Genomic DNA, 26,485 nt, shown 5'->3' on the forward strand with positions numbered 1-26,485 from the left:
CGTGATACCAGGCGAGAAAGAAAGAGTCAATCATGACGATGACTGATCCGGTCGCAGATATGCTGACCCGACTGCGCAACGCAAATAGCGCACATCATGACGACGTTTCGCTTCCCGGCTCAAAGCTGAAGGAGCGGATCGCAGAGATCCTCAAGCGCGAGGGCTACATCAAGGACTGGAAGGTCGAACCCGCACGCGTGGGCACCTCGATCACCATGTCGCTGAAGTATGGTCCTAACCGCGAGCGCTCGATCCAGGGGATCAAGCGCGTGTCAAAGCCCGGCCTGCGTGTTTACGCAGCCTCAACCGAGATCCCCAACGTTCTCGGCGGCCTTGGCATTGCGATCCTGTCCACCTCTTCGGGCCTCCTCACGGGGCGCGAGGCCGATCAGAAGGGCGTAGGCGGGGAAGTCCTCGCTTACGTGTGGTAAGACGTCATGTCACGTATTGGTAAGCTTCCCATCACCGTTCCCGGTGGTGTAGATGTAAAGATCGACGGCCAGAACGTCACGGTCAAGGGTGCGAAGGGCGAGCTCACGCTCACCATCGCAGAGCCCATCCGCGCGTCGGTTGAGGACGGCCAGATTCTGGTTTCGCGCCCCAACGACGAGCGCGATTCCCGAGCACTGCACGGTTTGACCCGCACGCTCATCAACAACAACATCATCGGTGTGACCGAGGGCTACTCCAAGCAGCTCGAGGTCGTTGGCACCGGTTACCGCGTGCAGCTGAAGGGCACGGGCCTCGAGCTCGCACTCGGCTTCTCGCACCCGGTTCTTGTTGACGCACCTGAGGGCATCACGCTCTCGGTTGAAGGCAACACGAAGATCACCGTTTCGGGGATCTCAAAGCAGGGGGTCGGAGAGGCCGCCGCTAACATCCGCAAGCTGAAGAAGCCGGAGCCCTACAAGGGCAAGGGCATTCGCTACGCTGGCGAGATTGTCCGTCGCAAGGCTGGAAAGGCTGGTAAGTAAGATGGCCGCTTCAATTTCCCGCGGTAAGGGACGTACGGCTGCGCGAGTACGCCGCCACACCCGCCTGCGTAAGAAGATCGTCGGCACGGAGACTCGTCCCCGTCTCGCAGTGACGCGCTCAGCGCGCCACATCTTCGTTCAGGTTATCGACGATTCCAAGGGCTTCACCCTGGCATCGGCTTCGACCATGGAAGCCGATCTTCGTGCTTTCGAGGGCGACAAGACCGCCAAGGCCCGCAAGGTCGGCGAGCTTGTAGCCGAGCGCGCTAAGAGCGCCGGCATCGACGCTGTGGTCTTCGACCGCGGTGGCAGCCGGTACGCCGGCCGCGTTGCAGCGATCGCCGATGGCGCTCGCGAAGGGGGGCTGACCCTGTGAGTAACGAGACTAAGGAGCAGCAAGTGTCTGCAGAGACTCCGGCTGAGACCCAGACTGCGACCGCAACTGCGCCCGCACAGGATCACCGCAGCGAGCCGCGCGAACAGCGTCGTGGCAGCCGCGATCGTGGTACCCGTAACGAGCGTGGTGGCCGTGACCGCAACGAGAGCCAGTTCCTCGAGCGCGTCGTCACGATCAACCGCGTGTCGAAGGTCGTCAAGGGCGGCCGTCGCTTCAGCTTCACCGCGCTCGTCGTGGTTGGCGATGGCAACGGTACCGTTGGCGTTGGCTACGGCAAGGCGAAGGAAGTTCCCCTCGCTATTGCAAAGGGCGTCGAAGAAGCCAAGAAGAACTTCTTCCGCGTGCCTCGCGTAGGCAGCACCATTCCCCACCCCGTGCAGGGTGAGGCAGCAGCCGGTGTGGTTCTGCTTCGTCCCGCAGCCGCAGGTACCGGTGTTATCGCCGGTGGCCCTGTTCGCGCCGTACTCGAGTGCGCTGGCATCCACGACGTTCTGAGCAAGTCGCTCGGTTCATCGAACACCCTGAACATCGTGCATGCGACCGTTAAGGCCCTGCAGCTGCTCGAGGAGCCCCGCTCCGTTGCAGCTCGCCGTGGCCTTGACTTCGACCGCGTCGCCCCGGCTCGCATTGTGCGCGCTGAGGCGAAGGCCGCGGCCGACGCTGCGAAGGCAAAGGCAGGTGCGTAATGGCTGTGAGCCTGAAGATTACGCAGACGAAGTCCATTATCAGCGAGAAGCAGAACCAGCGTGACACGCTGCGCAGCCTCGGCCTCAAGAAGATCGGTCAGACGGTCGTTCGCGAGGACACGAAGGCAAACCGCGGTTACGTTCGCGCTGTTGCTCACCTGGTAGAGGTTGAGGAGATCGACGCATGAGCGAGAACATCGAGGAGCGCGGAAGCGTTCTGAAGGCTCACCACCTTCGCCCCGCAGCGGGTTCTAAGAAGAGCAAGACCCGCGTGGGTCGTGGCGAGGGATCCAAGGGTAAGACCGCAGGCCGCGGCACCAAGGGCACCAAGGCACGTTACCAGGTTCGGGTTGGCTTTGAGGGTGGGCAGATGCCTCTGCACATGCGCACCCCCAAGCTGCGCGGCTTCAAGAACCCGTTCCGTACCGAGTACCAGGTAGTGAACGTGGCGAAGCTTGCCGAGCTGTACCCCCAGGGTGGAGAGGTCACGATTGCTGACCTCGTCGCCAAGGGCGCAGTCCGTGCAAACCACCCCGTAAAGGTCCTCGGCGACGGCGACCTGCAGGTTAAGCTCACCGTTTCGGTCGACAAGGTCTCTGGCTCAGCTGAGCAGAAGATCGTTGCCGCCGGTGGCGAGATCAAGTAAGTATCCTTTCTGATACTTGAGTCACGCACGCTTTGGCGTAAATGACTGGGGGAGAGGTAGACCGGTGAGATCACCGGTCTACCTCACCCCTTTTTTTATGGATTTTATCGTCGCCGATAGTTGCGGCGGTTTCATACAGTCACACGCTGGCGTGTAGGCTGGTGCAATCGGTTCTCGTCGTTAGGCGAAGGCCCCAGGCGACGTTTCCCAGGAGGCAGATTTTGTTCAGCGCCATCGGACGGATCTTTAGGACCCCGGATCTGAGACGGAAGATCGTATTTACACTTGCGATCGTTTCTCTCTTCCGGCTCGGTTCGTTTATCCCGACGCCGTTCGTTCAGTTCAACAACGTTCAGTCGTGTCTCGCGGCGAACACAGCAGGCGCCTCAGGCCTCTATGAGATGGTGAATCTCTTCAGTGGCGGCGCACTATTGCAGCTTTCAATCTTCGCCCTCGGCATCATGCCGTACATTACGGCGTCGATTATCACGCAGCTGCTGCGCGTAGTGATCCCTCACTTCGAGACGCTCCACAAGGAGGGTCAGGCAGGTCAGGCGAAGCTGACGCAGTACACGCGTTACCTCACGATCGCCCTCGCAGTGCTGCAGTCGACCACGCTGATTACGGTGGCACGCTCAGGTCAGCTCTTCGGCTCGATCGCGAACGACGCCTGCCGCAACCTGGTCTCGCAAGAGTGGTGGGCGATCATCATCATGATCCTCACGATGACCGCGGGCACGGGCCTCATCATGTGGTTCGGCGAGCTCATCACCGAGCGCGGTGTCGGTAACGGCATGTCGATGCTGATCTTCACGTCGATCTCGGCAACGTTCCCCAATGGCATGTGGGTCATCAAGGAGTCGCAGGGCTGGGAGGTCTTCTTCCTCGTGCTCGCAGTGGGTCTCTTGATCGTCGCTGCCGTGGTGTTCGTTGAGCAGTCACAGCGTCGTATCCCCGTGCAGTACGCCAAGCGCGTCGTCGGCCGCCGCACCTACGGTGGCTCGAGCACCTACATTCCGATCAAGGTCAACATGGCAGGCGTGATCCCCGTGATCTTCGCATCTGCGATCTTGTACCTGCCGATGCTGCTCACCCAGTTCAACCAGCCGAAGATCGGTGAAGACCCGAAGCCTTGGGTTGTTTGGGTGCAGAACAGCCTCGTTGACGGTGACCAGCCGCTCTACATGCTGGTCTTCTTCTTGCTCGTGATCGGTTTCACCTTCTTCTACGTGCAGATCACGTTTAACCCTGAAGAAGTGTCAGACAACATGAAGCAGTACGGTGGCTTCGTTCCCGGTATTCGTGCCGGCCGTCCCACCGCTGAGTACCTGAACTATGTGCTGATGCGCATTACCTCGGCAGGTTCGCTCTACCTCGGCGTGATCGCTTTGATCCCGCTTATTGCACTCTCGTTCTTCGGAGCGAACCAGAACTTCCCGTTCGGTGGTGCATCCATCCTGATCATCGTTGGCGTCGGCCTCGAGACAGTCAAGCAAATTGACGCTCAACTGCAGCAGCGCCACTACGAAGGGCTACTTAAGTGACAGTAACTTCCTCAACCCGACTGCTTATTGTGGGCCCGCCTGGTGCGGGCAAGGGCACCCAGGCCACTCGCATCGCAGAGCGCTACGGCGTTCCGGCGATTTCGACCGGCGACATCTTCCGCGCGAACATCAAGGGCGGCACGCCGCTCGGCCAAAAGGTGCAGGCAATCATCGAGAAGGGCGAACTCGTTCCTGATTCGCTGACGAACGAGATTGTTGCCGATCGCCTCACGCAGGCTGACGCTGCAGGCGGGTTTCTACTTGACGGTTACCCCCGCACGGTCGATCAGGTAGCTGCGCTCGACGGCATGCTCGAGGGCAACTCGCTCGATGCCGTTGTGCTGCTCGAGGCTGACACCGATGAGGTTGTTGCCCGACTGCTGAAGCGTGCACAGCTCGAGGGTCGCGCAGATGACACTGAAGACGTGATTCGTCACCGTCAGAGCGTCTACGCAGACCAGACGGCTCCGCTGATCGAGCTGTTCTCGGCTCGTGGCCTGCTGGTGTCGGTTGACGGCATGGGCGGCGTTGATGAAGTGGCCGAGCGCATTGCCGCCGGTCTTGATGCGCAATTGAGCGCGAAGGTGGTTAGCTAACACGTGGCACGGCGGGGAATCCTGAAGCGTTCGATCTACAAGTCACCAGCGCAGCTGCGGCTCATGATCGAGCCCGGTCTCGCGACGGCTGCCGCGCTTGCGGCGGCCCGCGCGGCCATTCGCCCGGGTGTCACCCCGCTCGAACTCGATGCGTTGGCTGAGGCTGCGATTCGCAACCTCGGTGGCGAACCCAACTTCATGCTGGAGCCTGGGTACCGCCACACCATCTGTGCGAACGTGAACAGCGATGTTGTGCACGCCATTCCCACAGATAAGCCGCTCGAACCCGGTGACATCATCGCGGTTGACGCCGGTGCGATCTTGAACGGCTGGAACGGCGACGCGGCATTTACCGCGGTCGTACCGAACCCCGCCGATCCGGAGCGCACGGCGCAGCTCGAGAAGCTCGACCGCGTGACAGAGCTCGCCATGTGGACCGGTATTGCGACGCTTGCGCGCGCAAAGTACCTCAATGAGGTTGGCGAAGCGATCGAGCGGTGCGTGCACCGTGAGAGCGACTTCGGCGTGCTCGAGGACTACATCGGCCACGGCATCGGGCGCAGCATGCACGAGGATCCGCCGGTGTTTAACTACGCCGTGCGCGGTCGCGGGCCCGAGGTCAAGCCCGGTCTCGTCGTCGCGATCGAGCCCATCATTTCTGAGGGCAAGATCGAGACCGTGATCCAAGACGACGGCTGGACAGTCTCAATGGCCGACGGCCGCGCAAGCGCCCAGTGGGAGCACTCGGTCGCCGTGCACGCCGACGGTATCTGGGTGCTGACGGCCGAAGATGGCGGCGCCGCAGGGCTCGCCCCCTTCGGCATCACACCGGTGCCGATTCCGTAATTTTGATCCGGATCCCGCATCGCCCAGCAGCCCCCGTGTTTTCACGGGGGCTGCTGGCGTTTTCGGCCGCGTTGTTACGCCGCGACTTGGTCGACCGGCAAACATCGGCCACGATAGGGGAGAACTCGAAATGCGCGCCCGCGCCTCAATGAGGAGGAACCATGTCCACACTGTCTCATCTGCTGACCGGGTTGAGCACCGGATCCATTCGCGTGATCGACCTCACCAACCCGCTGTCGGCGTCGACGCCGACGCTGCGGTTGCCCGCCCCGTTCGCGAACCTCATCGACTTCAGCCTCGAAGAAGTGAGCGCGTACAACGAGCCCGGCCCGTTTTGGAAGCACCAAAATATTCACACCGGTGAGCACATCGGTACCCACCTCGATGCGCCCGTGCACTGGGTGTCGGGCCGCGACGGGCTTGACGTGTCACAGATTCTGCCCGAGCGGCTCGTGGGCCCCGCCGCTGTCATCGACCACAGCGCAGATGCTGCGGCCGACCCCGATTTTCTGCTTGAGATCGCGCACGTTGAAGCGTGGGAGGCTGAGCACGGCCGGCTCGAAGCCGGCAGCTGGCTGCTGTACCGCACCGGCTGGGATCGTTTCGCGCACGACCAAGACGCGTTCTTGAATGCCGATGAGGCCGGATCGCACACGCCGGGCATCTCGGCCGAGTGTGCCCTGTGGCTGTCGACCGAGCGTGAGATCTCGGGGCTCGGCGTCGAAACCGTGGGCATCGATTGGGGTCGCGGGCATGAACTCGACCCGCCCTTCCCCGTGCACTACCACCTGCTCGGTAACGACAAGTACGGGGTGACGAGCCTGCAGAACCTCGCGAGCCTGCCCGCGACGGGCGCGATGATCATCGTCTCACCGCTGCCAATCGTGGGCGGCACCGCCAGCCCCGCGCGCGTGTTCGCGTTTGTAGAACAGGCTTAGCGGTGGCACACGCTCCCGCACACGCTGCCCCGGCCGCGGCTGCACCCGAAACGATTTCGGTCGCCGAGGCGGTCGCGCAGACGCTCGCGGCGCTGGGCGCCGGCCACTGCTTCGGGGTGGTGGGCTCGGGCAACTTTGAGATCACGAACGCGCTGCGCGCCAGCGGCGTCCCATTTACGGCGGCGCGGCACGAGGGCGGGGCCGCGACCATGGCCGACGCTTACGCGCGCATGTCGGGCCGTGTGGGGCTGGTGAGCGTGCACCAGGGGTGCGGCCTAACCAACGCAGCCACCGGCATCGGCGAAGCGGCCAAGAGCCGCACGCCGGTGATTGTGCTCGCGGCCGAAGCGACGGCGGCGAGCGTCGGGTCGAATTTCTCGATGGATCAGCCGGGGCTCGCGCGCGCGGTGACCGCCGAGGTGCACCGGGTGCACTCGGCGGGCAGCGCCATCGCCGACACGGTGCGCGCGTTTCGCACGGCACGTGATCAGCGCCGCACCGTCGTGCTGAACCTGCCGCTGAACGTGCAGGGGGAGCGGGTGCCCGCAGCGCAGGTACGTGCCCTGCAGGCGACGCCGCCTCCCGTGCCGATGCGGGCGGGTGACGAAGCGGTGACCGCGCTCACTGAGCTGCTGGCGGCGGCTGAGCGGCCCGTGCTGGTCGCCGGCCGTGGCGGGCGGGGCGCAGGCCAAGCGCTGCGTGCCCTCGCGGCCGAATCTGGCGCGCTGTTGGCCACCTCGGCCGTCGCGCACGGCTTGTTTCGCGGTGACGACTTTGACCTGGGCATTTCGGGCGGCTTCTCGTCGCCGCTCACCGCAGAGCTGATCTCGGGCGCCGACCTGATCGTCGGCTTTGGCTGCGCGCTGAACATGTGGACGATGCGGCACGGCCGACTGATTACCGCAGGCACCCGGGTGGCGCAGGTCGACCTCGACGAAGCCGCGCTGGGCGCGCAGCGACCGATCGACCTCGGCGTGCTGGGCGACAGCGCGGCGACCGCCGAGGCCGTCACGGCGCAGCTGCGCGCACGCGATGCTGCGCGGGGGAACGCTGCCGATGGGGGTGCTCGGCACGGCGGGTACCGCACTGAAGCAAATCGGATCCGGATCAAGGCCGCGGCCCGTTGGCGCGATACGCCCACGCCCGATTTGAGCGGGGGCGGCAAGATCGATCCCCGCGAGCTGAGCCGCGTGCTCGATGAGTACTTGCCCGCAGAGCGCATTGTGTCGATCGATTCGGGCAACTTTATGGGATACCCGAGCGCATACCTCGATGTGCCCGATGAATTTGGTTTCTGCTTTACCCAGGCGTTCCAGTCGATTGGGCTGGGGCTCGGCACGGCCATTGGGGCCGCGCTCGCGCAGCCGGGCCGGCTGCCGGTGCTCGGTACTGGCGACGGTGGGTTCTTGATGGGCATCAGTGAGCTCGAAACCGCGGTGCGGCTGCGGCTGCCACTGGTGTGCATCGTCTACAACGACGCCGCCTATGGCGCCGAGGTGCACCACTTTGGCGGGGGAGCGACGCCGCCAGATATGGGGGCCGTCGAGTTTCCTGACACTGACATCGCCGCAATTGCGCGCGGATTTGGGGCGACCGGCATCACGGTGCGCGGCGTCGCAGATCTCGCTCCCGTGCGCGAGTGGCTCGCATCTGCGCCCACAGCACCGCTGGTGATTGACGCCAAAATCGCCTCTGACGGCGGCGCATGGTGGCTCGCGGAGGCCTTCGCTGGGCACTAGCGACCGCTCGCGAAAATAATAATTCGCTTTGTGAGGGTCCCAGGGCTTTACAAACGGGATCAGGGCGGCTACTCTTGATCTTTGGTGCTTTGCGCCTGTTTTTGCGTTCGCAAAAGCAAGGTCAGAGCATTCGCATGACCAGCATAACTACTAGGCGACAGTGAGGCTATGGCGAAGAAAGACGGCGTCATCGAGATCGAGGGACACGTTGTCGAGGCTCTGCCCAACGCGATGTTCCGCGTTGAGCTGACCAATGGACACAAAGTGCTCGCTCATATCTCGGGCAAGATGCGTCAGCACTACATCCGCATCCTCCCCGGGGACCGCGTGATCGTGGAGCTGACGCCCTACGATCTGAGCCGCGGCCGCATCGTCTACCGCTACAAGTAGACGCTGGAAAGTAACGGCGCGCGGCACCCTGCGCGTACGAGGACAGCGAATCGTTAAGGAAACATCATGAAGGTAAAGCCCAGCGTTAAGAAGATCTGCGACAAGTGCAAGGTCATCCGCCGCCACGGTAACGTCATGGTGATCTGCGAGAACCCGCGTCACAAGCAGCGCCAGGGTTAATTTAACCCCGGTCCTTTGGGACTTGCAGAACACGTAATTGAATATCTAATCGCGCATCTAAGAACCCGCGCAGCGCAAGCTGAGTGGGGGACACCTCGGGTCGGAGGCCCGAATCCCCGATGCGCATCACACCTCCACTACCGCCAAGGAGAGCCAGAATGGCACGTCTCGCCGGAGTAGATATCCCACGCGATAAGCGCGTTGAGATTGCACTCACATACATTTACGGCGTCGGCCGTACCAGCGCGCTGAAGACGCTCGCTGAGACCGGGATCGACGGCAACATCCGCGTCAAGGATCTCACCGACGAGCAGCTGGTGCTGCTTCGCGACCACATTGAAGGTAACTTCAAGGTTGAGGGTGACCTTCGCCGTGAGGTCGCAGCCGACATCCGCCGTAAGGTCGAGATCGGTAGCTACCAGGGTATTCGCCACCGCAAGGGCATGCCTGTGCACGGTCAGCGCACCAAGACGAACGCTCGTACCCGTAAGGGCCCGAAGCGCACCGTCGCCGGCAAGAAGAAGTAACTGCCGGTCCGTTAGACCTACACACAGAGCTTTTCAGGAGAATACTCAATGGCTGCACCAAAGACTGCGGCGCGCAAGCCGCGTCGTAAGGACAAGAAGAACGTTGCAGTGGGCCAGGCCCACATCAAGTCAACGTTCAACAACACGATCGTTTCGATCACGGACACCACCGGTGCTGTGATCAGCTGGGCTTCCTCAGGTGGAGTTGGCTTCAAGGGTTCGCGTAAGTCGACTCCCTTCGCTGCTCAGCTCGCTGCTGAGTCAGCTGCGCGCAAGGCGCAGGAGCACGGCATGAAGAAGGTTGACGTCTTCGTAAAGGGCCCCGGCTCAGGTCGCGAGACGGCGATCCGTTCGCTGCAGGCCGCTGGTCTCGAGGTTGGGTCGATCAACGACGTAACCCCGCAGACGCACAACGGCTGCCGCCCCACGAAGCGTCGTCGCGTCTAACGCACGAGTACGAGCGCGTGATGGTGTGCCGCGAACTTTCGCGGCACACCTTCCCTTCCCTCATTCCCGATACCGCATGAGTCATATAGCGGACTCCAGCGAAAGGACCACACAACGTGCTCATTGCACAGCGACCCACTCTGACTGAAGAATCGATCTCCGAGTTCCGTTCGCGTTTCGCGATCGAACCGCTCGAGCCCGGCTTCGGATACACGCTCGGCAACTCGCTTCGCCGCACGCTACTGTCGTCGATTCCCGGCGCCGCAGTGACGAGCGTTCGTTTCGAAGGTGTCGCCCACGAGTTCACCACCATTCCTGGTGTGACCGAGGACGTCACCGAGATCATCTTGAACATCAAGGGCCTCGTCGTCTCTAGCGAGCACGACGAGCCGATCACCGCTTACCTGCGTAAGACTGGCGCTGGCGAAGTTACGGCAGCTGATATCTCTGCACCCGCTGGTGTCGAGATTCACAACCCGGAACTCGTAATCGCAACGCTCAGCGACTCGGCTCAGTTTGAGCTCGAGCTGACGATCGAGCGTGGCCGTGGCTACGTTTCGGCCGCGCAGAACCGCAACGACGACGCCGAGGTTGGCCGCATTCCGGTCGACTCGATTTACTCGCCGGTACTGAAGGTGACTTACCGCGTCGAGGCAACTCGTGCCGGTGAGCGCACTGACTTCGACCGCCTGGTCGTTGACGTTGAGTCGAAGCCTGCGATCACTCCTCGTGATGCGATTGCATCGGCTGGTTCAACTCTGGTGGAGCTGTTTGGCCTCGCTCGCGAGCTGAACACCGCTGCCGAGGGCGTAGAGATCGGTCCTGCACCGGTCGAGGTTGTGGCCGAGGGCGAGCTGTCGATCCCGATCGAGGATCTCGATCTTTCGGTTCGCAGCTACAACTGCCTGAAGCGTGAGGGCATCAACACGGTGAGCGAGCTCGTAGCGCTTTCCGAGGCTCAGCTCATGAACATCCGTAACTTCGGCCAGAAGTCCGTATTCGAGGTGCGCGATAAGCTCACCGAGATGGGTCTTTCACTGAAGGACGCTGTTCCCGGGTTTGATGGCGCTCAGTTCTACAGCTACGAAGACGACAACAACTAACGATCCGGCATCGCCTGCCTGATCACACCCCGATGGAGTAAATCATGCCTAAGCCCACTAAGGGCGCCCGCCTCGGAGGCGGCCCCGCACACGAGCGCCTGATGCTCAACCAGATGGCCTCGCAGCTCTTCGAGCACAAGCGTATCCAGACGACTGAGACCAAGGCAAAGCGCCTGCAGCCCCTGGCTGAGCGCCTGGTGACCTTCGCGAAGCGTGGAGATCTGCACGCTCGCCGTCGCGTCATGCGTCGCATCCTCGACGATTCAGTGGTACACGAGCTCTTCACCGAGATCGCACCCCTGGTCGAGAACCGCGAAGGTGGCTACACCCGCATCATCAAGACGGGTTACCGCAAGGGCGACCGCGCTCCCCTCGCAGTAATCGAGCTCGTTCTCGAGCCCGTAAACCCGAAGCCCAAGAAGGCCGCTAAGGCTGAGGCTCCCGCAGCTGAGGAAGCTCCCGTTGTGGAAGCTCCCGCAGTTCAGGAAGCCGCTGAGGCAGCTGCTGAGTAATTCTCGGTAGCGTTTCGAAAACGCCCCATCGATCGTCATGATCGGTGGGGCGTTTTCGTATCTGCGGGCGTGTGGGGGAGTGTGCCCAGCCGCGCTGCGTGTGGTCGCTTAGGAAAGCGAGGGCGCATTCCAACGCAGGGTCGCGAGCACGTGTTGCCGCGAGGCGTGCTCGATTTCGGCGGCGTCGGCCCCCGCGATGATGAGCTCGAGAATGTGGGTGTGCTCGCGCACCGACTCCTGCGCGCGTGACACGCAGATCAGGTGCCTCGCGTCTCGCAGATTGGCGAACCGGGCCCACTCGGTGCGCGCCAGGTCGAGCACCCGCTGGTTGGGGCAAAACGTGTTGATTGTCTCGTGAAACTTGGCGTTGAGGGCGCTGTACTGTTTCGAATCGAAGGATTCGAGCAGCGCGGTCAGCTCATCATTGATGCTGCGTGCGTGTGCCAGACCCGTCTCGTCGATGTGCGCAGCAGCGAGTGAAGCGGCCAGGCCATCGAGCATGGCGAGGGACTCCATACCCTCGCGATACGCGCGCGAGTCAAACGCGGCCAGCCGGGCCCCAACGTTGTGCTCGAGCGTGACGATGCCCTCGGCGGTGAGGCGTTGAATCGCCTCGCGCACGGGCACGATGCTGAACCCCAGCTCGAGCGCAATCTCGCCGGGCAGCAGCCGAGCCTCGGGCTCGAACTCGCCGCCCTCGATACGTGCGCGCAGGTAATCGTATGCGCGCTGACGCTTACTGGGGGAGCCACCACGTGCCCGCTGGGGGGTGGTACTGATGCTGGGCACTGCATGCCTCGCCTTCGAAGTGCAATTGAATGAACGCAGGTTGAGCGCGCGTTCATGGGGGTGTCAGTAGGCTACCGCACCCACGTTACGTCACTGTTGCGTGCGAGCGGATCGTTTAACTTGACAATGCGATCTTATATTATAAGATTTGCAACGGGCCGAAATTACGGTCGCTTTTTGTTTTGACAAGGGAGTCACCACGGCCATGAACGCGCACCTCGCAGCGTCTGATCTGCTCACGCAGACCGGAACGATCTCGACCCCGAAAGACCGGCGTCGCGTCGTCTTCGCGACGGTCATCGGCACCACCGTTGAGTGGTACGACTTCTTCATTTACGCTTCTGCGGCTGGCCTCGTCTTCGGGCAGCTCTTCTTCGCTCCCGCGGGGGCTCAGTTCGCCACGGTGCTGGCGTTCATTTCGGTGGGCATCAGCTTCCTCTTCCGCCCGCTCGGAGCGTTTCTCGCCGGCCACTTCGGCGACAAATACGGCCGCCGTGTCGTGCTGATGATCGCCCTCATTGTGATGGGCATCTCGACCGCGCTGATCGGTTTGCTGCCGAGCTTCACCTCAATCGGTATCGCTGCCCCCATCTTGCTGGTGCTGCTGCGCGTGCTGCAGGGCATCTCGGCCGGCGGTGAGTGGGGCGGCGCCGCACTCATGGCGGTTGAGCACGCTCCTAAGGATCGCCGCGGCCTGTTCGGGGCGGCGCCGCAGGTTGGTGTGCCCCTCGGGTTGCTGCTCGCCTCAGGCTCAATGGCCATCATGGCCGTGATCGCTCCCGGCGACGCGTTCCTCGAGTGGGGCTGGCGCATTCCGTTCCTGTTCTCGATCGTGCTCGTCTTCATCGGCTACTACATTCGCCGTCGCGTCGAAGAAAGCCCTGTATTCCTCGAGATCGCCGAGCGAAAAGAGCAGACCCAGGCTCCCGTTGTGAAGCTGTTTCGCAAGCACTGGCTGCTCGTCATCGTCGCTGCACTCGTCGTCGCGGGTAACAACGCAATCGGCTACATGACCACCGGTGGCTACATTCAGAACTACTCCACCGACCCCGAGGGTCCGATTGGCTTCGACCGTGAGCCCGTGCTGTTTGCTATCGCCGCGTCGGGTGTGACCTGGTTTATCTCCACCTGGTTCGCCGGTTGGCTGAGCGACAAGATCAACCGTCGCCGCACCTACGTCATCGGCTGGGTGCTGCAGCTCGCGGGCGTGCTCGCACTCTTCCCGCTCGTCAACACCGGTGAAATCGGGCTGCTCTTCCTCGGCTGTGCCTTCTTGACGGTGGGGCTTGGCTTCACCTACGGCCCACAGTCAGCGCTCTACTCTGAGCTGTTCCCCGCCTCGGTGCGCTTCTCGGGTGTCTCGATCGCTTACGCCATCGGTTGCATCCTCGGCGGCGCCTTCGCACCCACCATTGCGACGCTGCTCGTGCAGGCCACCGGCACCACCGCCGCGGTGACCGCGTACCTCGTCGTGATGACGCTCATCGGCCTCGCGGCAACTCTGCTGCTGCGTGACCGCTCAGGGATTCCACTGGGCCCCGAGCACGAAGAGGAACAGGCCGCAAGCCCGTTCCTGATTCGCAAGAAGTAACCCACCCGTAGACAACGAGGCCCGCCCACCGGCGGGCCTCGTTGTGCGTGGTGGGCCAGCCACCAGAAAGCAATGTGATGAGCGCGACGTTCTCAAACCCCTCACCCGCCCAAATCACCGAGCTGCGGCAGCTGCTGGGTGACCGTGTCGTCACCGACCCAGCCGAGATCGATGCTGCCGCGCACGATCGATCCAGGTACGCGCCCGAGGGTGCATCTGCGGTGCTGGTGCGTGCTGGGTCAACGGCCGATGTGTCGTGCGCGCTGGCGTGGGCACACGAGCACCGGGTGCCGGTGGCTGTGCGCGGCGCAGGTACGGGGGTCTCGGGCGGCGCGGTCGGCTACCCCGGCGGCCTGATCATCTCACTGACCGGCCTCAACCAGATCACGCGCATCGACGAGGTAAACCGGCTCGCCGATGTGCAGGCCGGCGTGATTACCTCCGTGCTCGATCGTGCGGCTAACGAACACGGGCTGTTCTTTCCCCCGGATCCCGCGAGCGTTGAAATATCAACCGTTGGCGGCAACATCGCGACGAACGCCGGAGGACTGCGCTGCATCGCCCACGGTGTCACCCGCGACGCGGTGGCCGCCCTGGAGGTCGTGCTCGCCGACGGCACCGTGATCAATACCGGAGCGCGCACCCGCAAAAATGTGGTGGGGCTCGACCTCACCAGCCTGTTTGTCGGATCGGAGGGCACGCTGGGCGTGATTACGGCCGCGACGGTGCGGCTGAAGCCCATTCCGCCGGGCACCCCGCACACTTTCCGCGCCAACTTCGACGACATTGTTGCTGCAGGGGAGGCCATTACGGCCATCGTCGGCGGGGAGGCGCAGCCCGAGGTGCTCGAACTGCTCGACGCCGCGAGCGTGCGGGTGATCGAAGCATTCCACCCTACCGGGCTGAACGTGCCGAACGCGGCCGTGCTGATCGGTCAAACCGTGGGCGCCGATGCGGCCCACCTCGCCGATCTCATCACCCAAACCTGTGCCGCCCACGGTGCCACAGACCTGTTGATTTCGCAGAGTGATTCGCTGCTCGAAGCACGTCGTCTCGCGAACCCGGCACTCACCGCGCAGGGGCTGCGCGTCTCCTGCGATGTGGGCGTGCCGGTGGGGGAGCTCGCGAATGTCTTTCGGGGCATCGCCGAAATCTCTGAACGGCACGGCCGGGCGGTCTCGATCGTGGCACACGCTGGCGACGGGAACCTGCACCCGACGGTCGAAGCCGAAGACACCCCCGAAGGGTACGCCGCCGCAGAGCTCGTCATTGACGACATTACGCGGCTCGCTATTTCACTCGGGGGCACGATGAGTGGCGAGCACGGTATCGGTGCGGTGAAGCACCATGAACTTTCGGCCCAGCTCAGCGATGCCGTGCTGGGGGTGCAGCGGTCGATCAAGCAGACGCTTGATCCCCACAACATCCTCAGCCCCGGCCGCGCTATCTAGCCCCGACTGTGCAATCTAACACAGGCCGGGCAAGCTAGGCCGGTCGCCCTTACCGCCTGGGAACAGTGAACCCGACGGCCTCCTGCGGGCTATCGAGCGCCGCAAGTGCGGTTTCGATGCTGGCCGCATAGATTTCGCCGCCGCTGGGGTTGGGGTGAATCTCATCACCGGCGAGTGCGTCGGGTACGCCCGCGACGTCATCATTCCAATTGGCGACCACGACGCCGCGGTGAGCGGCAGCGAACGCGTCGATCGTCTCATTCACGCCGGGGATCCATTCGCGGTCACCGTATGCGTTCACGAGCACGAGGGGGTGGCCCGCTGCGGCTACCTGAATGGCTTCGAGCTCCTCGGCGGTGACGGTGCCGTTGGTGCCGAGGCCGACCACGAGCACGTGTCGCAGGGTGCTCTGGGCGGCGGCGTCACCGACCAGCTCGACGCCGGTGGCCATGCCGCGCGAGACGGCGGCATCGATAGAAATGCCGGGGAACAGCGTATTGAGTTCGGGAGCGCTCGCGAGCATCACCGAATCGCCGACGGCGGTGATATCGGCGCCGGTGACGTGCGCGGGGGCCGGGAGGGCCTGGGCAGGCTGTTTGCCTGAGGCCGGCTTCTTCTCAGCCCGGCTTTTCTCGGATCCATTCTTCTCAGAGCCGCGCGAAGAACTCGGTTTGGTCGCCTCGCCTGATTTCAGTGCCTCGGCCGCCTTAGGCGCCTCGGCGGGTTTGGATGTCGTCGTGGACTTCTGTGACGACTTTGACTTGCTGGCGGCTTCGGCCTTCTTTTTCTTCTCGGCGGCGATGCGGTCTTGCTCGGCCTGCAACGCAGCAGCGTCTGCGGCTGCCTTCGCTTCGATGGCCTCTTGCACGGCTGCCCGCTCTGCGGCGACGCGTTCGGCTTCCACGAGCGCAGCGCCGCGGGCGATGGCGGCCTCGGCAGAGCTTTGCTCGGGGGCCGCCACCACGGCATATGCCGTTGCAGGAATAGACACCACAAGCACCGCGCCCACGGCGACCGCGACGGTGCGACGGCGGGGCGTTTGGCGCACGGGGCGCACGAGCAATCGCAGCGATCGCCGCAGGCCCAGCAGCCGCACGGGCTGCTCAACATACTTGAAGGAGAGGGCCGCGAAGGTGAGAGTGGCGAGGAGCGTCAGCAGCGCAATCTGCCACGCGTGCCACGAGGGGAACGCGGCACCGGCGATGAGTAGCAGCGGCCAGTGCCACAGATAGATGCCGTACGACCGGGCGCCGACCCAACTCATGGGGGCGTTGTCGAGCACACGCCCGATCCAAGCGCCGGGGCGGGTCACCGCCCACACGGTCGCGAGCGAGGCCGCAGTTGCGAGCTGGAAGCCGCCCTGGAAAGTCTGGGGGCTGCCCTCGGGCAGCGTCACCGCGAGGGTGGCCAGCGTGCCACAGCCGATGAGCGCGACCGCGAGGTAACTCAGCTGCGCACGCAGCCGGGGCATGAGCGCGGGCCCGGATCGCGTGGTCGCCAGTGCCAACGCTGCGCCCAAGATGAGGCCGAACGCGTGGGTGTCTGACCCAAAATAGACCCGGGTGGGGGAGGCGTCGGTGAGCGAAAGCTCAGCCATCCACACAGCAGAGGCCACACCGGCAACGAGCAGCAGTAGGGCGCCAGTGGGCTTGCGGCAAATCTTGAGCAGCAGCAGTACGACGAGCGGCAGCAAAATATAGAACTGCTCTTCGATGGCGAGCGACCAGGTATTGCGAAACAGCTCGGGGGTATCGCGAGTGAAGTAGTCGGCCCCTGCCGCGATGAACACCCAGTTACTCACGAAGGCGGCGGCGCCAGCAATTTGCCGGCCAATGCCGACGAGCAGGTCGCCGCCCACTGCTGCCGCCAGGCTGGTGCATACGAGCAGCACCAGTCCCAAAGCGGGGAGTAGCCGGCGTGCACGTCTGCGCCAGAAACCCGAGAGTGAAATGCGGCCGTGAGTGGTGCGCTCACGAATGAGCAGCGAAGTGATCAGAAATCCGCTGATCACAAAGAAAATATCGACGCCAAGAAACCCGCCAGGCAGTGCCTGTGGGAAGAAATGGTAGACGAGTACGAGGGTGACTGCGACGGCGCGAAGGCCATCGAGTCCACCGAATCGTGCCGTCGAAATGGCGGAAGAGGATTGCATGCAGCCCGGATCTAAATCTGGCGGGCGCTCGGATGCCCCCGCGTACAACCCTCCAGTCTACGCCGCTTTAATCGGCCTGCACACCCGAGTCGCCAGCTCATGGGAAGATTGCAGGGTGATGGAAGACGAAACTCACGCGCGATTGCGACTCGATCTCGCGTATGACGGCACCGATTTTGCTGGCTGGGCGAAACAACCGGGGCTGCGCACTGTCGAGGGAGTGCTCGAGACCGCACTCGAGACGCTGCTACGCACCACTTCGCCGAGGCTCACGGTCGCCGGGCGCACCGACACCGGTGTGCACGCTCGGGGGCAGGTGGCGCACGTCGACGTCACCGCCGCGCAGTTCGAAAAGTGGGGGACCGACAGCCGCACCCGCGTGCGCAAGCTCAATGGCGTGCTCAAAATGCACGGCAGGGACGTGGTGGTGCACTCCATTGAAGAGGTGCCCACCTCATTCGATGCGCGCTTTTCTGCGCTGCGCAGGCGCTACGAATACAGACTGCGCGGGGCTGAGGCACACCGTGACCCCCTCACCGCCCGGTTTACCGTCGACCTGGGGCAATCGCTCGACCTTGCGGCAATCCAGCATGCGAGTGATGAACTGCTCGGGCTGAATGACTTCACCTCCTTCTGTAAGGCGCGCGAACGCTCGACCTCGGTGCGCGAGCTGCTCTGCTTTGAATGGAGCCAGACCCCCGAGGGGGTGCTGGTCGCGCGCATCGAAGCAGATGCGTTCTGTCACTCAATGGTGCGCGCCCTCGTGGGCGCCGTCGTCGCGGTGGGCAGCGGTCGCATCACCGACGCAGAACTCACGGCGCTGCGCGAAGCGCGCAAGCGCACCAGCCAATTCACGGTGATGCCCGCGCACGGCCTCTCGCTCGAAGAAGTGGCGTACCCCGCTCACGATGAGCTCGCCGCTAGGGCTGAACTCACGCGCACGAGGCGCGATCCGGGCCTGCTCTTGTGATAGAGTAAGCGGTTGGTGCGCAAGCATCCGATTTGTTGAGCCCTCCACCTGTCCAGTTTCTCGCGAGAGAAACCGACCCGGAGTGGGATTCACGAACACCTCCAATTCGACAGAAAGCAGCACGACAGTGACTCGCACGTATTCACCGAAGGCAGCTGATCAGAAGCACGATTGGCTCGTTATCGACGCCACCGATGTGGTGCTGGGCCGTCTGGCCTCGCACGCAGCAGCTCTGCTCCGCGGCAAGCACAAGACCACTTTCGCTCCCCACATGGACATGGGCGACTACGTCATCATCATCAACGCTGACAAGGTCGTTCTGACCGGCAACAAGGCAGCGCAGAAGAAGGCATACCGCCACTCGGGTTTCCCGGGCGGCCTCACGGCAGTTAGTTACACCGAGCTGCTCGAGAACAACCCTGACCGCGCAGTCGAGAAGGCTATTCGCGGCATGCTGCCGAAGAACTCCCTCGGTGCGGATCTGTTCCGCAAGCTGAAGGTCTACACCGGTGCAGAGCACCCTCACGGCGCTCAGCAGCCGACCCCGTACACCTTCGGCCAGGTCGCGCAGTAGTCGCGCCAACGAGACTTTAAGAGAAGAGACTTCACAGTGACTGAAGAGCAGACCGTGGCCACCGAGAGCTACACCACCGAGACGCCCGCAGCTCAGGCTGCCGCCTCGAACCCGCGCCCCGCGCTCACCGTTCCCGGTGCAGCCGTTGGTCGCCGCAAGCAGGCTATTGCCCGCGTGCGCCTCATCCCCGGCGAGGGCAAGGCAACCGTTAACGGTCGCGAGCTCGCTGAGTACTTCCCCAACAAGCTGCACCAGCAGCTGATCAACGACCCGTTCACGGTTCTCGAGCTCACGGGCTCGTACGACGTGATCGCTCGTATCGACGGCGGCGGCCCCTCGGGCCAGGCAGGCGCACTGCGTCTCGCCATTGCTCGCGCGCTGAACGAGATTGACGAAGAGCACAACCGTGCAACGCTCAAGAAGGCTGGCTTCCTGAGCCGCGACGCTCGCATCAAGGAGCGCAAGAAGGCCGGTCTCAAGAAGGCCCGCAAGGCGCCTCAGTACTCGAAGCGCTAACCAGGAGCCCACTCATGGGACGCCTGTTTGGCACGGATGGGGTTCGGGGTCTAGCCGGGGTCGATGTGACCGCCGAGCTGGCCCTGAACCTCGCACACGCGGCGGCTCTCGTACTCGGGCGAGATGCTCGAGGCGAGAGCCGTCGTGCTATCGCCGTCGTGGCGCGCGACCCGCGCGTCTCCGGTGAATTTATTTCAGCAGCGGTGTCAGCCGGCCTTGCCGCCGCTGGCGTCGATGTACTCGATGCGGGAGTCATTCCGACCCCCGCAGCCGCGTACCTCGTAGCCGACACCGACGCCGATTTCGGCGTCATGGTGTCAGCTTCACACAACCCCGCTGCTGATAACGGAATCAAGTTTTTTGCCGAGGGTGGGCGCAAGCTCCCCGATGACGTCGAAGACCAGATTGAGGCGGCCATGAGCCGCCCAGCTACGGCGGTGACCGGTCGCGAGGTCGGTCGCATTCGTCGTTTCGCTGATGCTGAAGATCGCTACCTGGTGCACCTGCTGGGCACGCTCGAGGGGCTCTCGCTTGAGGGTATCCACGTCGTGCTTGACTGCGCACACGGTGCGGCCGCCGGCATTTCACCCGACGTCTTCACCGACGCCGGGGCGAAGGTCACGGTGATCGGCAACGATCCCGACGGCTTTAACATTAACGATGGCGTCGGCTCGACTCACCTCGAACCGTTGCAGGCTCGGGTGCTCGCCGAAGGTGCAGACCTCGGCATTGCACACGACGGCGACGCCGACCGCTGCCTGGCAGTGGACGGCGACGGCAACGTGATCGACGGCGACAAGATCATGGCGATCATCGCGCTCTCAATGAGTGCGCGAGGCAAGCTCGAGAAGAACACCCTGGTGGCGACAGTTATGTCGAACCTGGGGTTGAAGCTCGCGATGGCCAACAACGGTATCGACATCGTCGAAACCGGTGTGGGCGACCGCTACGTGCTCGAAGCGATCAACGCCGGCGGTTATTCGCTTGGCGGTGAGCAGTCGGGTCACGTGATCATGAGTGAGCACGCGACGACCGGCGACGGCATCCTCACGGGGTTGCACATCGCCGCAGAGATGAAGCGCTCGGGCAAGTCACTTGCCAAGCTTGCGGAGTGCATGAAGGTGTACCCGCAGGTGCTCGTGAACGTGCGCGGAGTCGACCGTTCTGGTGTGGCTGGGGACGAAGTGCTTCAGCAGGCCATTACGCAGGCAGAGATCGCGTTGGAGGGCAAGGGCCGTGTGCTGTTGCGCCCATCGGGGACCGAGCCCGTCGTGCGTGTGATGGTGGAAGCCGAACACGTTGACCAGGCGCAGCAGCTCGCTGATGACCTGGCAGGCATCGTGAAGGAGCGGTTGGCTATTTAAGCTGATCGTGCCGGTGCGAGCCCGTACGTAAAGAGGAGGATGTGCCCGTGGGCACATCCTCCTCTTTGCGTTCGGGGGGAGTGCGCACCGAGGAATCAAGGTGGTGTGCCAGACACGTCACTTATGTGATAATTATGATTATAATTTCTGTTCGGTTGGCTCGACACTGCAGCAAGAGGAGACTAAGTCGATGGCGACTTTTCGACCAATACCGGTTCCAGACGAAGCGAGTCAGAGCTACTGGGAAGGGGCGACACGCAATGCCCTGGTGCTGCCGCGCTGCAGTGGCTGCGCACAGTTCCACTTCCCTCCGCTGCTTCATTGCCCGCACTGCGGGAGCGGTGAGCTCGACAGCGTAGAAGTGAACGGTGCTGGAACAGTGTACTCATTCACCACGCTCAATACGCCTCCCGGCCCAGCGTTTATTGACCTGGTGCCACTCACCGTGGGAGTGATTGAACTTGACGTCCAGCCAATGTTGCTTATCACTGCAAACATGTTCGCCGGTAAATCTACGAAGATTCAGATTGGTGCACATGCGGAGATCTTCTTTACAACGATTGCTGAAGACGTAAGTATTCCTCAAATTCAGGTGGGTGAGGTATGAACATGTGGATAAACAGTGGCAAGGTTGCCATCGCGGGCATTGGCTACTCGCCGCTGACGCGGCTGACGGAGCGTACGCTGAGCGACCTCACGGTGGAGGCATGCGATGCCGCGCTCGCAAACGCGCGGCTTACGCGCGAAAGTGTTGATGGGATCGCCACGAGCCCGGCTATGCCTCGTTATGGCGGATCAAAGGGCGTGATTGACGGTATTGACGTCGTCACGCCAAATCATCTTGCTGAGCGTTTGGGGGCAAGATCACGGCTGGCGTGGAGCAGTTCAACGCTCAACATGGTGACATATTCATTGATCGACGCGGTGGCCGCTATCTCGTCGGGTCTCGCCCGCACCGTGATCGTCTATCGTGCGCTGCACGTACCGCAAGGATCGTACGTTAATTTTGATTCGTCGCTTGCCTCAGGGGATGACCAACACCGCGCACCCTATGGATTTTCGAGTCCTCCCGCGTGGGCTGGCACGGTCATGCAACGATACTTCGAACTCTACGGATATAAGCGCGAGGATTTTGCACCGTACATTGTTGCTAACAGGGCGAATGCGCAGAAGAACCCTCACGCGTATTGGCGCGACACAGCGCTGACATCTGAGAAGTACCTTGGGGCGAAGATGATCGCTGACCCAATGTCGATCCTCGACTGCGACATACCCGTTAATGGCGCTGTCGCACTCGTACTCACGAGTACCGAAATTGCGAGAACTGCAGGCGGGACACCCGCGTTGATTTCAGCGGTTGCCTCAACTTCAATGTCAGGACCAGGCGGCGTTCCGATGAACCTGGAACATATGCGGGCCGGCGCGCAGCACCTTGGCGAACGGTTGTTCGCCGGCGCAGGCGTGACGATCAAGGACATTGATACTGCGCAGCTGTATGACGGATTTTCCATTCTTGTGCCGCTGTGGGCCGAGGGAGTCGGCCTTGCCGCCACTGGCGGTGGACTCGCGTTCCTGCGAGATGGAGAAGCCCAGCTGGGCGGTGCGACCCCAGTGAATACTGGCGGTGGCGCGCTCGGTGAGGGCCGTTTACATGGTATGACTCAAATCCTTGAGGCGGTCATACAAGTCACCGACCAGGGCGGCATGAGACAGGTGCCGGGGGCCCTGCACTCACTCGCGACGGTTTCAAATGGTGTGGCAGGCTCGGCGGCATTCATCATTAGCCGCGACGCATAACATGAGAGCCCCTCAAGTTTGAGGGGCTCTCATGTTATTTGCGTTACTGATTAGCGACCTTGCCAAACAGGAACGCGCTTCTCACCAAACGCAACGGACCCTTCGCGGGCGTCTGCGCTATTAAACACCTCGGTAACAAACGGCTGCTGGCGTTCGAACGCCTCAGACATGGGCCATTCCGCTGACTCATCGATAATTGTCTTGGTGGCACGCACCGCGAGCGGGCCGTTAGCCGCAATACGATCGGCGAGATCCAACGCAGCTTGAAGCGCCCCGCCGGGGGCAGAGAGGATGTTGACGAGGCCAAGAGCGTGCCCGTCGACGGCCTCGATGAAATCGCCAGTGAGGAGGTATTCGACTGCTTTGGCTTTGGGAATTCGTTGGGGTAACCGGAAGAGCCCACCAGCGGCGGCTATGAGGCCGCGTTTTACTTCAGGAAGGCCGAATTTGGCTGACTCGCTTGCCACGATGAGGTCGCAAGCAAGCGCCAGCTCGAATCCGCCGGCGAGTGCATAGCCTTCGACCGCGGCAATCATGGGTTTTGCTGCGGGCAGCTTTGTGAAGCCGAGCCCGCGCACTGGATCATTGATCTTTTCGCCTGCCAGGAACGCTTTGAGATCCATGCCAGCTGAGAAGGTGCCCCCGGCGCCTGTGAGGACGCCCACTGTGAGTGTGGGATCTTGCTCAAGTTGTTCCACCGCTTGCGTAAGCCCCTGGCTTGCCGCCCGATCCAAAGCGTTCCGACGCTCTGCTCGGTTAATCGTAATGACCAGAACACTGCCTCGACGCTCGGTGATAATCACCGGGGGCGTTGGGGATTCAGCATGTTTGTGCATAGATATAGTCCTTCAAAATCATGGGACTCGCTCCCCACTAGCGTTCGGGAAGCGAGTCTGACGGGGTTAGCCGCCCGCGATCATCCAATCGATCGGGGCATCAAGGGAAGCCGGGAAGTTCGTTGCGGTGTAGTCCGCGTGTGCGTGGAGGTGACTCCGCATTAGCTTTTCTGCACGCACGCCATCACGATTCGCGATCGCATCGTAAATGTCGCGGTGAATCTTATTGCTGAGTTCCTTTACTTCCCTCGGATAAGTAACGCCCACTGTCGTGCCATCGAGAATGCCGAGCATGGCGGCGATGAGATACTGAAAAATGCTGTTACCTGACGCCTCTGCGAGGATCGCGTGGAACCGCTCGTTCTCGCGGTGGTAGTACACATCATCGTCGAGATGAGCTTCAACGGTCTCGACGTTGAGGCGGAGCGCTTCAAGCTGATCGGGGCTTGCGTTCTCAGCGGCAAACTTCGCCATAGCGGGCTCAAGTACGGTTCGCGTCTCCACGACGGATGCGAAGGGGCGCTTTTCGTAATGGAGCAACAGAGTAAGAGAACTGGCAAGCACGCTACTGTCTGGCTTCTGGACGATAGGTCCACCACCAGAACCGGGCTTGAGGGAGATCACTCCCTGCAGCTCGAGGATTCGGAGAGATTCTCTCAACGTACCTCGCCCAATTCCGTAGGTCTCAAGCATGATGTGCTCTGGGTCAAGTCGGTCACCGGGCTGCTTGCCAGCTTCAGTGATTTCCTTAACGATTCGCTGAGCGACTAGAAGCGCTGTCTTTTGTGGGCGGATTCGTGACATACGGGCCTCGCGACTCATGGTTGGTAGGGATCTGACACTGCAATGGGTGGCGCGGTTTTCCAATCAGGTAGCCCGTGCTCGGGCGTTCCAATTGGCATTGCTCCATCGGTCAAAACGCTCCAGTGGGCGTGGTTAAGCTGGTGAAGGCTGAAGCAAGCACTTAACGCATTGGTGAACCCCATTGCATCTTGAGCATCATTGACTGACTGTTTAATGAGTGTAGAGGTCATTGAAGGGAGCCGCGCAATGCGTTGTGCAAACGCCACTGTTTGCTGAGTGGTCTCACCTGCTTTAAAGATCTTGCTGACCATGCCCAGTGAGACCGCACGTTCGGCGTCAATCGCATCGCCAGTGAGGAGAAGCTCCTTCGCAAGTCGGGGACCAAACTCCCAGGGATGGGCGAAGTATTCCACACCACACATTCCTAATCTGGTTCCCACAACATCAGCAAAGATTGTGCCTTCTTCGGCCACGATCAGATCACAAGCCCAGGCCAGCATGAGTCCAGCTGAAAAGACTTTGCCCTGGACCTGGGCAATAGTAATCTTGCGGTTGTTTCGCCAGCGCAAGGTGTTTTGGTAGAAGTAATGCCACTCTTGGTGAAGGCGACTTTCAACCGGGGTGAATGTGCCACCGTTGCACTGGTAACTGGGGTCTTGCTCTGGACCGGGTGTGCGCTCGCGTTGGTAGTCGGGGGAGCCGAGATCGTGTCCGGCCGAAAACGACTTGCCCTCACCGCGAAGAATGATGACGCGCACACCATCGTCGGCCTCGGCCAAGCCGAATGCCTGATCCAGCTCGAGCAGCAGACCTCTGTTTTGTGCGTTATGGAACTTCGGTCGATTGAGTGTAATGGTTGCGATGCGTCCGTCATCGCTCGTGCCGTACGCGATGAACTGAAAGTTGCTCATGTGTGTGATCCTTTGGGGAGTGTGGATGCCGTTATGGGCTGGGCGACCGTGCCTGCTGTCTGTTCAGCGAGAACGAGGGACACCGCTTGCTCCATGAGGTAGCTCGCGGCCTTGTGGAGCCGTTCTCCAGTTTTTGCTGAGACAAGGCCGGCGATGGCGCGGGCATGTGACCCCTCGATAATGATTGCCAGGCGGAAGCACGCCAATATGCGAAACCAAGTCACATCTGTCTTGTTACGGCCGGTATGTGCGATATAACGGGAGATGAGCTCACCTCGGCTGGGGAGCTCTGTAAGCGGTTCGGCGGTGCCAGTAGTGCGTGGATCGTTAGATACCGGGTAACTCGCTAGGAAATGTCCGAGGTCGAGTAGGGGGTCGCCGACGGAAGCAAGTTCCCAGTCTATGACCGCCGTAAGTCCGCCATTTTCCCGGCTAAACAAGATATTGCCAAAGTGGAAGTCGCCGTGCACAAGCCCGGTACGGCTGGTCTCAGGCGTGTTTGATCGCAGCCATTCAGCTACGTGATCAACTCCTTCAAGCTGGTCGGTGCTCCAGCCGACGTGGGTAGCGTGCGACGCGTACAGTGACGCCCAGCGGTCGACCTGACTATCGATCCAGTGGTCTCGCACGGGGAGGCCTACTGTGTGAGGGTCGATGCCTTGGATCCCCAAGAGCGCGTCGACCGCGTCGAAGCCCATTCGCCGTTGTGCCTCACGTGAGGCCACAATGTGTGCAGGAACCTCTTCAGTGGCGGTGAATCCATCGATCGCATCCATTACGAAGCAAGCATCCCCGAACCGGGATTCGTCTTCTTCGCTGGCGCGTAACTGCGGGTGGGGCACTGTGCTGCCGGTCAGTGCGGCGAGAACCCGAGCCTCACGACGCATGGCTTCATCGCTGTTGCGTCGTTTGTTCGTAGGTGGGCGGCGAAGCACGTAGTCGTGACCATCGCGTGTAAATTTGACGAGCACATTTTGTGTGCCACCGGTGAGTGTGACGACCTGTGTGATAGGGCCCGCACCAACGCCTGCCTGGTCGAGCCAATCGATCATACTGTTGAGTGAGCGCAGCGGCTCGATGTCATCTGTCATTGGTGACTCCTGTCCATTGCTGCGAGTGAGGGTGGGCAACGTCGGTGAGAGGAATCAAACATTTTGACTCCCGACAACCCATTCCTTTCTAATTATGCATACAATGATCATAGT

The 26,485-nt window shown here is 62.1% G+C and carries 31 protein-coding genes; 25 read left to right on the forward strand and 6 right to left on the reverse strand.

Annotation, left to right across the window (positions count from 1 at the left end; all coding sequences use genetic code 11):
* The first annotated feature begins 32 nt into the window (after window positions 1-32).
* From rpsH to rplQ, 17 genes are all read left to right on the forward strand, one after another.
* Entirely contained in the window at window positions 33-431 is a 399-nt protein-coding gene (rpsH, locus tag JOF28_RS12475; protein WP_209706033.1) for a 30S ribosomal protein S8, read from the forward strand.
* Between the two features lie 6 nt (window positions 432-437).
* Complete coding sequence (rplF, locus tag JOF28_RS12480; protein WP_209706034.1) at window positions 438-974, forward strand: 50S ribosomal protein L6; 537 nt, start codon at window positions 438-440, stop codon at window positions 972-974.
* A 1-nt stretch (window position 975) separates the two neighbouring features.
* Window positions 976-1,350: a 50S ribosomal protein L18 gene (rplR, locus tag JOF28_RS12485; protein ID WP_209706035.1), complete on the forward strand. Its 375-nt coding sequence runs from the start codon at window positions 976-978 to the stop codon at window positions 1,348-1,350.
* The gene (gene rpsE / locus JOF28_RS14740; RefSeq protein WP_209706036.1) at window positions 1,347-2,057 is read left to right on the forward strand and encodes a 30S ribosomal protein S5; all 711 of its coding nucleotides are present in this window, start codon (window positions 1,347-1,349) and stop codon (window positions 2,055-2,057) included. Before rplR ends, rpsE begins: the two co-directional genes overlap by 4 nt.
* Complete coding sequence (rpmD, locus tag JOF28_RS12495; protein ID WP_209706037.1) at window positions 2,057-2,245, forward strand: 50S ribosomal protein L30; 189 nt, start codon at window positions 2,057-2,059, stop codon at window positions 2,243-2,245. Before rpsE ends, rpmD begins: the two co-directional genes overlap by 1 nt.
* Complete coding sequence (gene rplO / locus JOF28_RS12500) at window positions 2,242-2,703, forward strand: 50S ribosomal protein L15 (protein ID WP_209706038.1); 462 nt, start codon at window positions 2,242-2,244, stop codon at window positions 2,701-2,703. The genes rpmD and rplO overlap by 4 nt, the downstream gene beginning before the upstream one ends.
* Window positions 2,704-2,924: 221 nt before the next feature.
* Window positions 2,925-4,247: a preprotein translocase subunit SecY gene (gene secY, locus JOF28_RS12505; RefSeq protein WP_209706039.1), complete on the forward strand. Its 1,323-nt coding sequence runs from the start codon at window positions 2,925-2,927 to the stop codon at window positions 4,245-4,247.
* On the forward strand, window positions 4,244-4,843 hold the full coding sequence (locus JOF28_RS12510; protein WP_209706040.1) for an adenylate kinase: 600 nt from the start codon (window positions 4,244-4,246) through the stop codon (window positions 4,841-4,843). Before secY ends, JOF28_RS12510 begins: the two co-directional genes overlap by 4 nt.
* A 3-nt stretch (window positions 4,844-4,846) precedes the next feature.
* The gene (map, locus tag JOF28_RS12515; RefSeq protein WP_209706041.1) at window positions 4,847-5,689 is read left to right on the forward strand and encodes a type I methionyl aminopeptidase; all 843 of its coding nucleotides are present in this window, start codon (window positions 4,847-4,849) and stop codon (window positions 5,687-5,689) included.
* Window positions 5,690-5,850: 161 nt separating this feature from the next.
* A complete protein-coding gene (locus JOF28_RS12520; RefSeq protein WP_209706042.1) occupies window positions 5,851-6,627 on the forward strand; it encodes a cyclase family protein in 777 nt (258 codons plus the stop codon).
* A 2-nt stretch (window positions 6,628-6,629) separates the two neighbouring features.
* Window positions 6,630-8,366: a thiamine pyrophosphate-binding protein gene (locus tag JOF28_RS12525; RefSeq protein WP_342452172.1), complete on the forward strand. Its 1,737-nt coding sequence runs from the start codon at window positions 6,630-6,632 to the stop codon at window positions 8,364-8,366.
* 168 nt (window positions 8,367-8,534) lie between these two features.
* Window positions 8,535-8,756 carry a translation initiation factor IF-1 gene (gene infA, locus JOF28_RS12530; protein ID WP_209706043.1) on the forward strand — a complete coding sequence of 74 codons (222 nt, stop codon included), beginning with the start codon at window positions 8,535-8,537 and terminating at the stop codon, window positions 8,754-8,756.
* Between the two features lie 66 nt (window positions 8,757-8,822).
* A complete protein-coding gene (gene rpmJ, locus JOF28_RS12535) occupies window positions 8,823-8,936 on the forward strand; it encodes a 50S ribosomal protein L36 (protein WP_017793389.1) in 114 nt (37 codons plus the stop codon).
* Between the two features lie 158 nt (window positions 8,937-9,094).
* The gene (gene rpsM / locus JOF28_RS12540) at window positions 9,095-9,463 is read left to right on the forward strand and encodes a 30S ribosomal protein S13 (protein WP_209706044.1); all 369 of its coding nucleotides are present in this window, start codon (window positions 9,095-9,097) and stop codon (window positions 9,461-9,463) included.
* 48 nt (window positions 9,464-9,511) lie between these two features.
* Window positions 9,512-9,910, forward strand: coding sequence for a 30S ribosomal protein S11 (gene rpsK / locus JOF28_RS12545; protein WP_209706045.1), 399 nt, complete (start codon window positions 9,512-9,514; stop codon window positions 9,908-9,910).
* 116 nt (window positions 9,911-10,026) lie between these two features.
* Window positions 10,027-11,013, forward strand: a complete 987-nt coding sequence (locus tag JOF28_RS12550; RefSeq protein WP_209706046.1) for a DNA-directed RNA polymerase subunit alpha — start codon at window positions 10,027-10,029, stop codon at window positions 11,011-11,013.
* 44 nt (window positions 11,014-11,057) lie between these two features.
* Window positions 11,058-11,525, forward strand: a complete 468-nt coding sequence (rplQ, locus tag JOF28_RS12555; RefSeq protein ID WP_209706047.1) for a 50S ribosomal protein L17 — start codon at window positions 11,058-11,060, stop codon at window positions 11,523-11,525.
* Window positions 11,526-11,633: 108 nt separating this feature from the next.
* On the opposite strand, the gene JOF28_RS12560 is transcribed toward rplQ, so the two are convergent.
* Window positions 11,634-12,314 carry a GntR family transcriptional regulator gene (locus JOF28_RS12560; protein ID WP_209706048.1) on the reverse strand — a complete coding sequence of 227 codons (681 nt, stop codon included), beginning with the start codon at window positions 12,312-12,314 and terminating at the stop codon, window positions 11,634-11,636.
* 205 nt (window positions 12,315-12,519) lie between these two features.
* Here JOF28_RS12560 and JOF28_RS12565 point away from each other — a divergent pair, with 205 nt between their 5' ends.
* Entirely contained in the window at window positions 12,520-13,905 is a 1,386-nt protein-coding gene (locus tag JOF28_RS12565) for an MFS transporter (RefSeq protein ID WP_209706049.1), read from the forward strand.
* A 77-nt stretch (window positions 13,906-13,982) separates the two neighbouring features.
* Window positions 13,983-15,356 carry an FAD-binding oxidoreductase gene (locus JOF28_RS12570; RefSeq protein WP_209706050.1) on the forward strand — a complete coding sequence of 458 codons (1,374 nt, stop codon included), beginning with the start codon at window positions 13,983-13,985 and terminating at the stop codon, window positions 15,354-15,356.
* Window positions 15,357-15,405: 49 nt separating this feature from the next.
* Here JOF28_RS12570 and JOF28_RS12575 read toward each other — a convergent pair whose 3' ends face one another.
* Window positions 15,406-17,508, reverse strand: coding sequence for an acyltransferase family protein (locus JOF28_RS12575; RefSeq protein WP_209706051.1), 2,103 nt, complete (start codon window positions 17,506-17,508; stop codon window positions 15,406-15,408).
* Between the two features lie 118 nt (window positions 17,509-17,626).
* On the opposite strand from JOF28_RS12575, the gene truA reads away from it, so the two are divergent.
* The 6 genes from truA (at window position 17,627) to JOF28_RS12605 (ending at window position 22,729) form a co-directional block, all read left to right on the forward strand.
* On the forward strand, window positions 17,627-18,478 hold the full coding sequence (gene truA / locus JOF28_RS12580) for a tRNA pseudouridine(38-40) synthase TruA (RefSeq protein ID WP_209706052.1): 852 nt from the start codon (window positions 17,627-17,629) through the stop codon (window positions 18,476-18,478).
* A 127-nt stretch (window positions 18,479-18,605) separates the two neighbouring features.
* Window positions 18,606-19,052 (forward strand): 50S ribosomal protein L13, encoded by a 447-nt coding sequence (gene rplM / locus JOF28_RS12585; RefSeq protein WP_209706053.1) that lies wholly within the window; start codon window positions 18,606-18,608, stop codon window positions 19,050-19,052.
* 36 nt (window positions 19,053-19,088) lie between these two features.
* Window positions 19,089-19,568: a 30S ribosomal protein S9 gene (gene rpsI / locus JOF28_RS12590; protein ID WP_209706054.1), complete on the forward strand. Its 480-nt coding sequence runs from the start codon at window positions 19,089-19,091 to the stop codon at window positions 19,566-19,568.
* A 14-nt stretch (window positions 19,569-19,582) separates the two neighbouring features.
* Window positions 19,583-20,932: a phosphoglucosamine mutase gene (gene glmM / locus JOF28_RS12595; protein ID WP_209706055.1), complete on the forward strand. Its 1,350-nt coding sequence runs from the start codon at window positions 19,583-19,585 to the stop codon at window positions 20,930-20,932.
* Window positions 20,933-21,122: 190 nt separating this feature from the next.
* Window positions 21,123-21,539: a Zn-ribbon domain-containing OB-fold protein gene (locus JOF28_RS12600; protein ID WP_209706056.1), complete on the forward strand. Its 417-nt coding sequence runs from the start codon at window positions 21,123-21,125 to the stop codon at window positions 21,537-21,539.
* Window positions 21,540-21,736: 197 nt separating this feature from the next.
* Window positions 21,737-22,729 (forward strand): thiolase family protein, encoded by a 993-nt coding sequence (locus JOF28_RS12605; protein ID WP_209706057.1) that lies wholly within the window; start codon window positions 21,737-21,739, stop codon window positions 22,727-22,729.
* 50 nt (window positions 22,730-22,779) lie between these two features.
* On the opposite strand, the gene JOF28_RS12610 is transcribed toward JOF28_RS12605, so the two are convergent.
* The 4 genes from JOF28_RS12610 to JOF28_RS12625 form a co-directional block, all read right to left on the reverse strand.
* Window positions 22,780-23,565: a crotonase/enoyl-CoA hydratase family protein gene (locus JOF28_RS12610; RefSeq protein ID WP_209706058.1), complete on the reverse strand. Its 786-nt coding sequence runs from the start codon at window positions 23,563-23,565 to the stop codon at window positions 22,780-22,782.
* Between the two features lie 66 nt (window positions 23,566-23,631).
* Window positions 23,632-24,387, reverse strand: coding sequence for a FadR/GntR family transcriptional regulator (locus JOF28_RS12615; RefSeq protein ID WP_209706059.1), 756 nt, complete (start codon window positions 24,385-24,387; stop codon window positions 23,632-23,634).
* Window positions 24,384-25,280 (reverse strand): enoyl-CoA hydratase, encoded by an 897-nt coding sequence (locus JOF28_RS12620; protein ID WP_209706060.1) that lies wholly within the window; start codon window positions 25,278-25,280, stop codon window positions 24,384-24,386. Before JOF28_RS12620 ends, JOF28_RS12615 begins: the two co-directional genes overlap by 4 nt.
* Window positions 25,277-26,371 carry a phosphotransferase family protein gene (locus JOF28_RS12625; RefSeq protein WP_209706061.1) on the reverse strand — a complete coding sequence of 365 codons (1,095 nt, stop codon included), beginning with the start codon at window positions 26,369-26,371 and terminating at the stop codon, window positions 25,277-25,279. Before JOF28_RS12625 ends, JOF28_RS12620 begins: the two co-directional genes overlap by 4 nt.
* Between the last annotated feature and the right edge of the window lie 114 nt (window positions 26,372-26,485).

The organism is Leucobacter exalbidus (assembly GCF_017834145.1).
Taxonomy (GTDB): domain Bacteria; phylum Actinomycetota; class Actinomycetes; order Actinomycetales; family Microbacteriaceae; genus Leucobacter; species Leucobacter exalbidus.

Coding starts and splice junctions, on each gene's coding strand:
- JOF28_RS12575 (WP_209706051.1), bottom strand. CDS start 17,508: ATGCAATCCTCTTCCGCCATTTCGACGGCACGATTCGGTGGACTCGAT.
- JOF28_RS12520 (WP_209706042.1), top strand. CDS start 5,851: ATGTCCACACTGTCTCATCTGCTGACCGGGTTGAGCACCGGATCCATT.
- rpmJ (WP_017793389.1), top strand. CDS start 8,823: ATGAAGGTAAAGCCCAGCGTTAAGAAGATCTGCGACAAGTGCAAGGTC.
- JOF28_RS12570 (WP_209706050.1), top strand. CDS start 13,983: ATGAGCGCGACGTTCTCAAACCCCTCACCCGCCCAAATCACCGAGCTG.
- glmM (WP_209706055.1), top strand. CDS start 19,583: ATGGGACGCCTGTTTGGCACGGATGGGGTTCGGGGTCTAGCCGGGGTC.
- truA (WP_209706052.1), top strand. CDS start 17,627: ATGGAAGACGAAACTCACGCGCGATTGCGACTCGATCTCGCGTATGAC.
- infA (WP_209706043.1), top strand. CDS start 8,535: ATGGCGAAGAAAGACGGCGTCATCGAGATCGAGGGACACGTTGTCGAG.
- rpmD (WP_209706037.1), top strand. CDS start 2,057: ATGGCTGTGAGCCTGAAGATTACGCAGACGAAGTCCATTATCAGCGAG.
- JOF28_RS12615 (WP_209706059.1), bottom strand. CDS start 24,387: ATGAGTCGCGAGGCCCGTATGTCACGAATCCGCCCACAAAAGACAGCG.
- rplO (WP_209706038.1), top strand. CDS start 2,242: ATGAGCGAGAACATCGAGGAGCGCGGAAGCGTTCTGAAGGCTCACCAC.
- JOF28_RS12610 (WP_209706058.1), bottom strand. CDS start 23,565: ATGCACAAACATGCTGAATCCCCAACGCCCCCGGTGATTATCACCGAG.
- rplQ (WP_209706047.1), top strand. CDS start 11,058: ATGCCTAAGCCCACTAAGGGCGCCCGCCTCGGAGGCGGCCCCGCACAC.
- rpsM (WP_209706044.1), top strand. CDS start 9,095: ATGGCACGTCTCGCCGGAGTAGATATCCCACGCGATAAGCGCGTTGAG.
- JOF28_RS12600 (WP_209706056.1), top strand. CDS start 21,123: ATGGCGACTTTTCGACCAATACCGGTTCCAGACGAAGCGAGTCAGAGC.
- JOF28_RS12625 (WP_209706061.1), bottom strand. CDS start 26,371: ATGACAGATGACATCGAGCCGCTGCGCTCACTCAACAGTATGATCGAT.
- rpsH (WP_209706033.1), top strand. CDS start 33: ATGACGATGACTGATCCGGTCGCAGATATGCTGACCCGACTGCGCAAC.
- JOF28_RS12565 (WP_209706049.1), top strand. CDS start 12,520: ATGAACGCGCACCTCGCAGCGTCTGATCTGCTCACGCAGACCGGAACG.
- rplR (WP_209706035.1), top strand. CDS start 976: ATGGCCGCTTCAATTTCCCGCGGTAAGGGACGTACGGCTGCGCGAGTA.
- rpsK (WP_209706045.1), top strand. CDS start 9,512: ATGGCTGCACCAAAGACTGCGGCGCGCAAGCCGCGTCGTAAGGACAAG.
- JOF28_RS12620 (WP_209706060.1), bottom strand. CDS start 25,280: ATGAGCAACTTTCAGTTCATCGCGTACGGCACGAGCGATGACGGACGC.
- rplF (WP_209706034.1), top strand. CDS start 438: ATGTCACGTATTGGTAAGCTTCCCATCACCGTTCCCGGTGGTGTAGAT.